General features: G+C 71.2%; 10 protein-coding genes. 7 read left to right on the forward strand and 3 right to left on the reverse strand.

The genetic code is table 11. From position 1 onward, the window contains the following. Positions 1-35: 35 nt before the first annotated feature. Positions 36-866 carry an alpha/beta fold hydrolase gene (locus HLK59_RS07200; protein WP_171140407.1) on the reverse strand — a complete coding sequence of 277 codons (831 nt, stop codon included), beginning with the start codon at positions 864-866 and terminating at the stop codon, positions 36-38. A gap of 124 nt (positions 867-990) precedes the next feature. Here HLK59_RS07200 and HLK59_RS07205 point away from each other — a divergent pair, with 124 nt between their 5' ends. From HLK59_RS07205 to HLK59_RS07215, 3 genes are all read left to right on the forward strand, one after another. Continuing rightward, complete coding sequence (locus HLK59_RS07205) at positions 991-2493, forward strand: MFS transporter (protein WP_171140408.1); 1503 nt, start codon at positions 991-993, stop codon at positions 2491-2493. 70 nt (positions 2494-2563) lie between these two features. Continuing rightward, positions 2564-3058, forward strand: a complete 495-nt coding sequence (locus HLK59_RS07210) for an isoprenylcysteine carboxylmethyltransferase family protein (RefSeq protein WP_171140409.1) — start codon at positions 2564-2566, stop codon at positions 3056-3058. A gap of 175 nt (positions 3059-3233) precedes the next feature. After that, a complete protein-coding gene (locus HLK59_RS07215) occupies positions 3234-3635 on the forward strand; it encodes an STAS domain-containing protein (protein ID WP_171140410.1) in 402 nt (133 codons plus the stop codon). Positions 3636-3769: 134 nt separating this feature from the next. Here HLK59_RS07215 and HLK59_RS07220 read toward each other — a convergent pair whose 3' ends face one another. Beyond that, complete coding sequence (locus HLK59_RS07220; protein WP_171140411.1) at positions 3770-4192, reverse strand: protease inhibitor; 423 nt, start codon at positions 4190-4192, stop codon at positions 3770-3772. Positions 4193-4506: 314 nt separating this feature from the next. On the opposite strand from HLK59_RS07220, the gene HLK59_RS07225 reads away from it, so the two are divergent. From HLK59_RS07225 to HLK59_RS07240, 4 genes are all read left to right on the forward strand, one after another. Then, a complete protein-coding gene (locus HLK59_RS07225) occupies positions 4507-5058 on the forward strand; it encodes a hypothetical protein (RefSeq protein ID WP_171140412.1) in 552 nt (183 codons plus the stop codon). Positions 5059-5262: 204 nt separating this feature from the next. Beyond that, positions 5263-6846, forward strand: coding sequence for a cytosine permease (locus tag HLK59_RS07230; protein WP_171140413.1), 1584 nt, complete (start codon positions 5263-5265; stop codon positions 6844-6846). 81 nt (positions 6847-6927) lie between these two features. Beyond that, on the forward strand, positions 6928-8097 hold the full coding sequence (locus tag HLK59_RS07235) for a lactate 2-monooxygenase (RefSeq protein WP_171140414.1): 1170 nt from the start codon (positions 6928-6930) through the stop codon (positions 8095-8097). Beyond that, positions 8094-8255, forward strand: a complete 162-nt coding sequence (locus tag HLK59_RS07240; protein ID WP_171140415.1) for a hypothetical protein — start codon at positions 8094-8096, stop codon at positions 8253-8255. The genes HLK59_RS07235 and HLK59_RS07240 overlap by 4 nt, the downstream gene beginning before the upstream one ends. Here HLK59_RS07240 and HLK59_RS07245 read toward each other — a convergent pair. Then, positions 8252-9844 (reverse strand): RICIN domain-containing protein (locus HLK59_RS07245; RefSeq protein ID WP_240982258.1); only part of this gene is annotated, 1593 nt, incomplete at its 5' end. The genes HLK59_RS07240 and HLK59_RS07245 overlap by 4 nt on opposite strands.

Here is a 9844-nt window from a genome sequence, read left to right on the forward strand (position 1 = left end):
CCGGACCCCCGTATGCCTCTGCGGTCGTACGCCGGTCAAGGCATACGTGGCTGGGGCGGGCGGTTGTCCGAACGTACCCAGGTCGCCAGTGCCCGCAGCGCCGTCGCGAACCGGGCCGGGTGTCGCAGGAACTCCATGTGGATGCCGGGGAACTCCACCCAGGGCGCGCCGATCCGGCGGGCGATCTCGACCGACGGCCGGGCGTAGTACGTACCGCGGTCCTCCGCGCCGGCGGCCAGGACGATCGGGAACGGCGCCGCCGCCAGCGCGGCCTCGTCGGGGCGGAAGCCGGCGAAGCCCTGCCATTCGGCGCCGAAGAGATGGTCCTGGTTGCCGAGGAAGCGCCGCCACAGATCGTCCGGCCAGCGATACGTCCCCTCGCCGCGCACGGTCTCCGCGAACCGGCGCCCCGCCGCGGGCGCTCCACCCTCGGCGTAGCGGCCGGCCAGGTCGGCGAAGAAGCCTCGGGCGGGGTCGTCGTCGGGCAGGACGTTCACGGCGGGCGGTTCGTGGGCGATCAGGCCCACCAGGGAGTCGGGGTGCCGGGCGGCGAGAGTCAGCCCGATGATCGCGCCCCCGCTGTTGCCGAACACCAGCGCCCGACCGTCGGCCAGGCCGTCGATGAGGGCGCGGGCGTCGGACGCCTGCCGCGCGAGATCCATCGGCCCGCCGGAGCGGCCGGTGCTGCGCGAGTTGCCGCGCCGGTCGTAGGTGATCACCGTGAACGCGTCGGCGAGGTCCGCCGCGACCTCCGTGTAGTAGCCCGCGTCGCCGCCCGCGCCGCTGATCATGAGCAGCGCCGGACCGCTCCCCCGCACCTCGTAGTACAGGCCTGCGCCGTCGACCTCGAATGTGCCGCTGCTCACACTCAACCCCTCTCCCCATCGAAACTTTGCCGTTTCGCTAAAAGTGCTCTAGCCTCGATGTGTACGAAACAGTTTCGTTTACGAGTTGGTAAAATCCGAACGACTTCCCTGGAGTGGTTCCGCCATGTCCCAGAAGACCCTGACCGAGAGCGCCCCCGCGGGCGCGGTCGAGGCGTCGCCCGAGGCCTCCGCCAAGCGGTGGTGGATCCTCGCGGTCATCGCCCTCGCCCAGCTGATGGTGGTCCTCGACGCGACCATCGTGAACATCGCCCTTCCCTCGGCCCAGGCCGACCTCGGGTTCTCCGACGGCAACCGGCAGTGGATCGTCACCGCGTACGCGCTGGCCTTCGCCTCCCTCCTGCTGCTCGGCGGCCGGATCGCCGACCTCTTCGGCCGCAAGCCCGCCTTCCTGATCGGTGTCGTCGGCTTCGCCGCGGTCTCCGCGCTCGGCGGTGCCGCCACCAACTTCGAGATGCTGGTCACCGCCCGTGCTCTCCAGGGTGCCTTCGGCGCGCTGCTCGCGCCCGCCGCGCTCTCCCTTCTGAACACGACGTTCACCGACGCCAAGGAGCGCGCCAAGGCGTTCAGCGTCTACGGCGCCATCGCCGGCGCGGGCGGCGCGGTGGGTCTGCTGCTCGGCGGCGTCCTGACCGACGCCCTCGACTGGCGCTGGACCCTCTACGTCAACGTCGTCATCGCCGTGGTCGCCTTCGTCGGCGGCTGGTTCCTGCTCCACAACCACCGCGACGCCGCCGGCTCCAAGCTGGACGTGCCCGGCACGATCCTCGTCGCCGCCGGCCTGTTCTCCGTGGTCTACGGCTTCTCCAACGCCGAGACGCACGACTGGAGTTCGCCCGAGACCTGGGGCTTCCTGATCGCCGGCGGTGTACTGCTGGCCACCTTCACCTGGTGGCAGACCAGGGCCGCGCACCCCCTGCTGCCGCTGCGCATCCTGCTCGACCGCAACCGCGCGGCCTCCTTCGTCGCGGTGCTGATCTCGGGCGCGGGCATGTTCGGCGTCTTCCTCTTCCTCACCTACTACCTCCAGCTCAACCTGGGCTTCAGCCCGACCAAGACCGGTGTGGCGTTCCTGCCGATGGTCGCCGCGCTGATGGTGATGGCCCAGCTCGGCACGACCGTCCTGGTGCCGCGGATCGGCCCGAAGGCCGTCGTCCCGCTGGGCTTCGCGATCTCCGTGGTCGGCATGGCCTGGCTGACCGGGATCGGCACCGACTCCGACTACCTGACCGCCGTGCTGCCCCAGCTGATCATCATCGGCGCCGGTCTCGGCATGGTCATGCCGGCGGCCATGCAGCTGGCCACCGGCGGAGTGGCGGCCGAGGACGCGGGTGTCGCCTCCGCCACGGTCAACGCCATGCAGCAGGTGGGCGGTTCGATCGGTACGGCGCTGCTGAACACGCTGGCCGCGAGCGCCGCGACCGACTACCTGTCCGGGAAGGACGCGACCAGCAAGCTGGTCCAGGCGCAGGCCACGATCGAGAGCTACACCACCGCCTTCTGGTGGTCGGCGGGCTTCTTCGCCGCCGGTGCGCTGATCGCCTTCCTGCTCTACCGGCGCGGGGTCCCGGAGCAGGACGCCGACGCCGCGCCCGTCGTCCACATGTGACCGCCACCTGAACCGAGGGGCCACCGTCTGCAGGGAGACGGCGGCCCCTCCTCGCTGTCATGGTGGCGGTATGCGCACACCGGCGGCGGCACTCGGCAGCACGGTCTTCTTCGCACTCGCGCCCGGCACGGTGGCCGGGCTGCTGCCGTGGTGGCTGACGCGGTGGGAGGCGGGCGACTGGTGGCTGCCGCTGCGGCTGCTCGGCCTGGTCCCGCTCCTCGCCGGCGCGGCCGTCCTGCTGGCGGCCTTCGTACGGTTCGTACGGGAGGGCCTCGGCACCCCCGCGCCGGTCGCGCCGACCGAACACCTCGTGGTGGGCGGGCTGTACCGGCATGTGCGCAACCCGATGTACGTCGCCGTGGTCGCCGCGATCGGCGGCCAGGGGCTGCTGCTCGCCCGGCCGGTGCTGTTCGTGTACGGCGTGTGCGCCTGGGCGCTGATGTGGGCGTTCGCGCGGTGGTACGAGGAGCCCGCGCTCGCCGACCGGTTCGGCGCGGAGTACGCGCGGTACCGCGGTGCCGTACCTGGCTGGCTCCCTCGGCTCACGCCCTGGCGCGATGCGTGACGGCCCTCGAACAGGGCGCCGTCTTGCAGAGAAACCGAATAAAAGTCAATAATCGCTGGCGGAATTCACCATGTTGAGTGAACTAGATCTTGCGCCGGTCTCCTCAGGGATGTCTCACACCTCGCCGGGGTAGCTACCGAGATCGAATGTGCGCCCCTGCCGAGGTGGAGCCGACATGACACCGGAGTCCGGCGATCGCGCCCCCGGACGTTCCGAGGGCACCGACGGATCCGGGCCCCCGGCTGCCAACCCGTATGCCCGCACCTACCGGCACGCGCCCTTCACGGTGGTCGAGGCCGCGGGCGAGATCGACATGGCGACCGCGGGCTTCCTGGCCGAACATCTTCATGCCGCGACCGAGGGCGAGCGGCCGGACGTCCTCGTCGACCTGCGTCCGGTCGACTTCTTCGACTGTTCCGGCCTGCGGGTCCTGTGCCGGGCGGACTCCCGGGCACGGGAGCACGGCGGGCGGCTGCGGATCGTCTCGCGGAGCGCGCGCATACGACAACTGCTGCGTGCCTCGGGGCTGCTGGGCCGTTTTCCGCCACTGCCGGACCTGCCTGAGCAACAGGGCTGACCCGAAGGCCGGCCGGGCGGCCCCACTCCGCCCAGCCGACCCCCGTACGAGATCGCGAGGGATCCCCGCGTCAGGGCTCGCGCTCCCCAGCCACGAACCGCTGTCGGTGCGCGGGGACTCCGCGACCCCGGTCCCTAGAACGCGAAGAGGCTGGTCCCGTGGGTGCTCTTCACGCACTCGTTGGCGAAGGTCCGCTCGTAGGAGACGCGTCTGCCCTGCCAGACACCGTCGACGGTGACGACCACCGGGTCGTACTCCTTGGTGCACAGCACGTCGCCCCGGCCCGTCAGCGCGTCGAAGTCGCCGCCGGCACCGCGCAGTTCGGCACAGGCGAGCGCCGCCGCGGGATGGCTGCCGGAGGAGGTCGGGGCGCAGGTCAGGGTGACCGCGCGGGCCGGGGTGGCGAGGGCGGCGTCCTCACCGTGGCCGACGGTGAGGACCAGGGCCGAGGGGGCGTAGAGCGAGGCGGGGGCGGCGAGAGCGGTCCCGGTGAGGGGGCCGCAGACGGCGGTGGCCGTCAGAGCGAGGGTCGCTGCCCAGCGCGCGGTGTTCCGCATTGTGTGCATCCTTCCGCTGATACGGGGGTGGTACCGGGCCCGGCGCGATCGGTGCCGGACCGGCGAGCGGGAGTCTGCCGAGTCCGCGGCCGAATCTCACATCGACCCCATGTGTTTCAGTAACCTTGCGTGTTGAATCAGTGGCGTGAAGTCACGTAATTCGAACGCGTCTGCGCCGCAACCACGCGGTTCTTGATCGTCCCGACCGACCGAATGGCCGGTTCCCCCCGCCTCCGCAATAGGCCTGAAACATTCCGGTTGAGCTCTCGGCTGACCCTCCGCACACCCCTTGTGTTCATGTCTCGGTGGAGTAATTGATTACGACAGAGCAGCGAGAGAAGCTGCGCGGCTGGTTCGCCGGCCGCCTGCCCGACGATCTCTTCGAGGAACTGGCCGAACTGACGGTCGACCGCGAGGAGATCACCGTCATCGGCCGCATTCCCGCGCCCCGGCTCGCCGAGGGCGTTTCGGCCACCGAGCGGGAGGCCGCCGTGCGGAGCCGTGTCCAGGAGTTCCGGGAGCGCACCCGGCAGACCCGGATCGAGGTGGCCGTCGAGGCCGAGCACCGGTTCCGCAGGAAGGTGTCCTGGGGTGTGGAGTGCGACGGGGAGCGCGCCCTGTTCACCCATGTCGCCGCGCCCGTCATGACCCGGCTGCGCCAGCCCGAGCGCCAGGTCCTCGACACCCTCATCGCGGGCGGGGTGGCCCGCAGCCGCAGCGACGCGCTGGCCTGGTGCGTGCGTCTGGTCGAGAAGCACACCGACGACTGGCTCGCGGAGCTGCGGGAGTCCCTCGAACACGTCCAGCGGGTACGGGCCCAGGGCCCCGACGCCGAACCGGAGGACGCGCCCTCGGACACCGAGTGATGGAGGTTCCGTACAGCCGCGACACGAAAGATGGATGAACCGTCTTCTGGTGTGGCTCTCGACCCCGGCCGTACCGTCGGCAGACCCCCGAGAGGACGGCATCCCCTCGTGCCGCACACCCCCGCCAAGGCGAGCGGCCGTCCCTCACCCCGCATCTTTCGCGCCACGACGCGCTCCACCGCCGGTCCCCTCGTTGGAGCCCCCTTGTCCCCGCAGCCCGACACCTCCCCCGCGCCGTCCCTGACCGAGGTCGAGACCCATGGCGTGGACCGCATCCCCGACGCCGAGCGCACCGCGACCCCGCTGGATCTGTTCCGGCTCGCCTTCGGCGGCGCCAACACGTTCTCCACCTGTGTGCTGGGCGCCTTCCCGATCCTGTTCGGCCTCTCCTTCTGGCAGGGGCTGGCGGCCACGCTGCTCGGCGTCGTCGCGGGTGCGCTGATCCTGTGCCCGATGGCGGTGTTCGGCCCGGTCAACGGCACCAACAACGCCGTGTCCTCCTCCGCGCACCTCGGTGTGCACGGCCGGGTGATCGGCTCCTTCCTCTCCCTGCTGACCGCGATCGCGTTCTTCTCCATCTCGGTGTGGAGCTCCGGCGACGCCCTGGTCGGCGGCGCCCACCGGCTCTTCGGCCTGCCGCGCGGCGACCTCTCGTACGTCGTGGCGTACGCGCTGTTCGCCTGTCTGGTTCTCGCGGTGTGCGTGTACGGCTTCCGGTTCATGCTGTTCGTCAACAAGATCGCGGTGGCCGCGGCGAGCGTACTGTTCCTGCTCGGCGCGATCGCCTTCGCCGGCGACTTCGACCCGTCGTACGCGGGTGTCTTCACGGACTCGGCGGACGCGGCCACGCAGTCGCTGTTCTGGCCGTCCTTCATCGGCGCGGCGCTGATCGTGCTGTCGAACCCGGTGTCGTTCGGCGCGTTCCTCGGCGACTGGTCGCGCTACATCCCGGCGAGCACCCCGCGCCGCAAGGTGATCGGCGCCGCGTTCCTGTCGCAGATCGCCACGCTGCTGCCGTTCCTCTTCGGCCTGTCGACCGCCAGCATCATCGCGGCCGAGGCCCCGGACTACGTCGACCCCGCGGCCCCCGACTTCGTGGGCGGCCTGCTGGCGATCTCGCCGGGCTGGTTCTTCCTGCCGGTCTGTCTGATCGCGCTGATCGGCGGCATGTCGACGGGCACGACGGCGCTGTACGGGACCGGTCTGGACTTCTCGTCGGTGTTCCCCCGGCTGTCGCGCGTGCAGGCGACGCTGTTCATCGGGGCCCTGTCGATCGCGTTCATCTTCATCGGCCGGTTCGGCCTGAACCTCGTCCAGTCGATCTCGACGTTCGCCACGATGATCATCACCTGCACCACGCCGTGGATGGTCGTGATGATGCTGGGCTTCTGGACCCGCCGCGGCTGGTACGACCCCGAAGCCCTCCAGGTCTTCAACCGCCGTCAGCGCGGCGGCCGTTACTGGTTCGCGCACGGCTGGAACTGGCGGGGCATGACCGCCTGGTGGGTGTCGGCGGTGATCGGTGTGCTGTTCACCAACATCCCGGGCCAGTTCGTCGGACCGCTGGGCGACCTCGCCGACGGAGTCGACATCGGCCTGCCGCTGTCCCTGGTCGTGGCGGCGGTGCTGTTCCTGTCGCTGCTGCGGCTGTTCCCCGAGCCCCGGGCGGTGTACGGGCCCGAGGGCGCGCGGCTGGCCCGTACCGTCGACGTGCCGGTGCCGCCCATCACGGGGCCGGGCGCGGAGTCCGGCGAACCGGAGCCCGTCGCGACGTCGAACGGCGGCTGACCCCGGGGTTCTGACCGGCGTTTACTCGCCAGTATCGTCGGAGCGCAACGCGTTCTCAGCGACGAGAGGCGGGACGTACGGATGGCGAAGCACTGGGCGGACTTCCAGTACGAGATCTATCTGAACGGCATGTCGGGCGCCGTACCGCGGCTGCCCACCGATCTGACCCGGCTCGAGGAGCTCACCGAGCGGCGTCTCGGCCCCGGCCCGGTCGGATACGTGGCGGGCAGCGCCGGTGACGGGAGCACCGCCCGGGCCAACCGGGCGGCCCTTCAGCGCCGTCGGATCGTGCCGCGGATGCTGCGCGACGTGCACGAACGGGATCTGTCGGTCGAGGTGCTGGGCCGCGCTCTGCCCGCCCCGCTGGCCCTGGCACCGGTCGGGGTGCTGTCGATCATGCACCCGGGTGCCGAGTCCGCGGCCGCCCGGGCCGCCGCGGCGCAGGGTGTGCCGTACATCCTGTCCTCGGCGTCCAGCACACCGATGGAGCAGGTCGCGGAGGCGATGGGGGACGCAGAGCGCTGGTTCCAGCTGTACTGGCCGAAGGACCCCCAGGTGGCCCTGAGCTTCCTGAACCGGGCGAAGGCCGCCGGGTTCACCGCCCTCGTCGTCACCCTGGACACCCCGCTGCTGGCGTGGCGGCCGCGCGACCTCGACCAGGCCTATCTGCCGTTCCTGCACGGGGTGGGCACCGCCAACTACTTCTCCGACCCGGCGTTCCAGGCTGGCCTGGCCAAGCCGGTGGCCGAGGATCCGAACGCGGCCGTGCTGCACTTCGTCGGCATGTTCGCGGACCCGGGCAAGACCTGGCCCGACCTGGCGTTCCTGCGGGAGAACTGGGACGGGCCGATCGTCCTCAAGGGCGTCCTGCACCCGGACGACGCACGGGCGGCGGCGGACGCCGGGATGGACGGGGTGGTGGTGTCCAACCACGGCGGCCGTCAGGTGGCCGGTTCCGTGGCGGCGGCCGACGCCCTGCCGCGGGTCGTCGAGGCGGTCGGCGACCGGCTGACCGTCCTCTTCGACAGTGGGATCCGCACCGGCGACGACGTCTTCAAGGCGCTCGCGCTCGGGGCGCGGGCGGTGTTCGTCGGGCGGCCGTACGTCTACGGCCTGGGCCTGGACGGACAGCCCGGTGTCGAGCACGTGATCCGCTGTCTGCTCGCCGAACTGGACCTCACCCTCGCCTTGTCCGGGCACTCCTCCCCCACCACCGTGGGCCCCGCCGACCTGGTCGAGGACCCCGTATGACGACCACGGCCCTGCGGTCGCCGCGGGCCCCGGGTGTGGTGTTGTCGCCGCGCGTCGGGGGTGTCACGCGGGAGACACCGGTGCGGATCGCCCTGGCCGCCGGTCAGAACGTGGCCGGCCGTCCGGCGGGCGACCCGCACCTTGATGTCGTGAACTAGACGGGTCCTCCGACCGCCTTGGCGGACGGGGTGCCGGTGCCGGGGACCGAGAGCGCACCGGTGCTCGGCGACGCGGGGTCGGTCACCCAGCGCTGTCCGTCGGAACCGTCACGCACCTTGACGACGATGTCGGCGTCCGCCGTCCCGGTGGTGGAGGTCAGGGCCAGCTGCTCGTCCCAGCGGGTGATCAGCTCGCCCTGCACGGTGATGTCGTAGCGCACGTCGTCCTCGCGCTTGCTCTTCTCGTCCGCGCAGGTCCCGAGGATGACCACACCGGCGTCCACGTGCGAGTCGAGGCAGAGGTCGGGGGCGGCGGCGCTGCGCAGCAGTCCGTCGTCCTCGTACGTCCACTTCTGGCTCTCCGCGTCCGAACAGGTCTCCAGTTCGGTACCGGCTCCCTTCCGCACCTCGCCCCGGATGTCGAGGCAGAGGTCGGCTGCGACGTTCCGCAGCCTGGACTGCCGTGGGATCAAGGGGAGTTGGGCAGTGCCCGGCGGGGAGGAGGACACCCCGCCCGAGGCCGACTCGCGGCCCCCCGAGGCGCTGGTGGAAGCGGTCGGGTCGGCGCCGCCGTCGTCCGACCACAGGTTCGTGGCCAGCACGCTGGCGATCAGTCCGGCGGAGGCCAGGCCCACTCCGGTGAGCAGTACCCGTGAGGGCCGCGGTCCCTCCGGGGGGCGGCGGCCGGGGGACGGGATACGGGACAGGAGGCCACGTCGTCCGCCGCCGTGCCGGGCGCCGCCGCGACCGCGCGGGCCGGAGTCGGTACGGCCGGAACGGGACTCCAGGTAGCGGCGGGCGCCCCAGCCGAGTACCGCCTCGGCGAGCAGCACACCCAGGCCGCCCTCGAAATGGCTCAGTTGTTCGGCGGCGAAACGGCAGTAGCGGCACTCGGTCAGATGCTGCTGGACATCCGGCAGCAGGGCTCCGCCCCGGCGAATCGGAACGTCCAGGAGACGGTTGTAGAACCGGCAATCCTTGGTCGGCGCGAGTTCCCGATGGGCATGTACACAACCTTCGCGGAATTTTTCCCGCGCCTGTTCGAGAGCGGCCGACGCGGTGTCGGTATCCATGCCGAGCAGACCGGCGGGTACCGCAATCGGCTCGGCCTCGACCTCGGTGTGCCAGAGCAGACAGCGGGCGAGTCCGGGCAGGGCCTGGAAAGAACGCTCGGCGAGTTTCCGGTTTTCGGGCGTCATGGACTTCGCCGCCCGCATACCGCGGCCGCCGGCCGGTTTCCCGAGGTCCGGAAGAACACCGGATATTCGGTCCTCGGCCGACCAGTCGCGAACGGTGTCGCGCACACGCACCAGGAGCCTCGGGCGCAGTGCGGTGGCCTGCTCACCGAGGGCCAGCCGGTCCAGGACCTGGTGGAAGGTGGCCGCGGTCACCATGGAGGCGACGTCCGACCGGGAGGCGAGACAGATGACGGCGTACTCGTGGACGGGCGGCCAGTGCCGCGCCATCAACAGTGCGGCCGCCTGGGCGGTCTCGCCGTCCGGACGCCCTCTGAGCAGGGAGGCGAGGTCGTCGTCGGATTCCCCCGGAACGCCGCCCGGCGGCGGGTATGGAGGGCGAGGGGGGTGGGG

Source organism: Streptomyces sp. S3(2020), assembly GCF_013044505.1.
Lineage (GTDB): Bacteria > Actinomycetota > Actinomycetes > Streptomycetales > Streptomycetaceae > Streptomyces.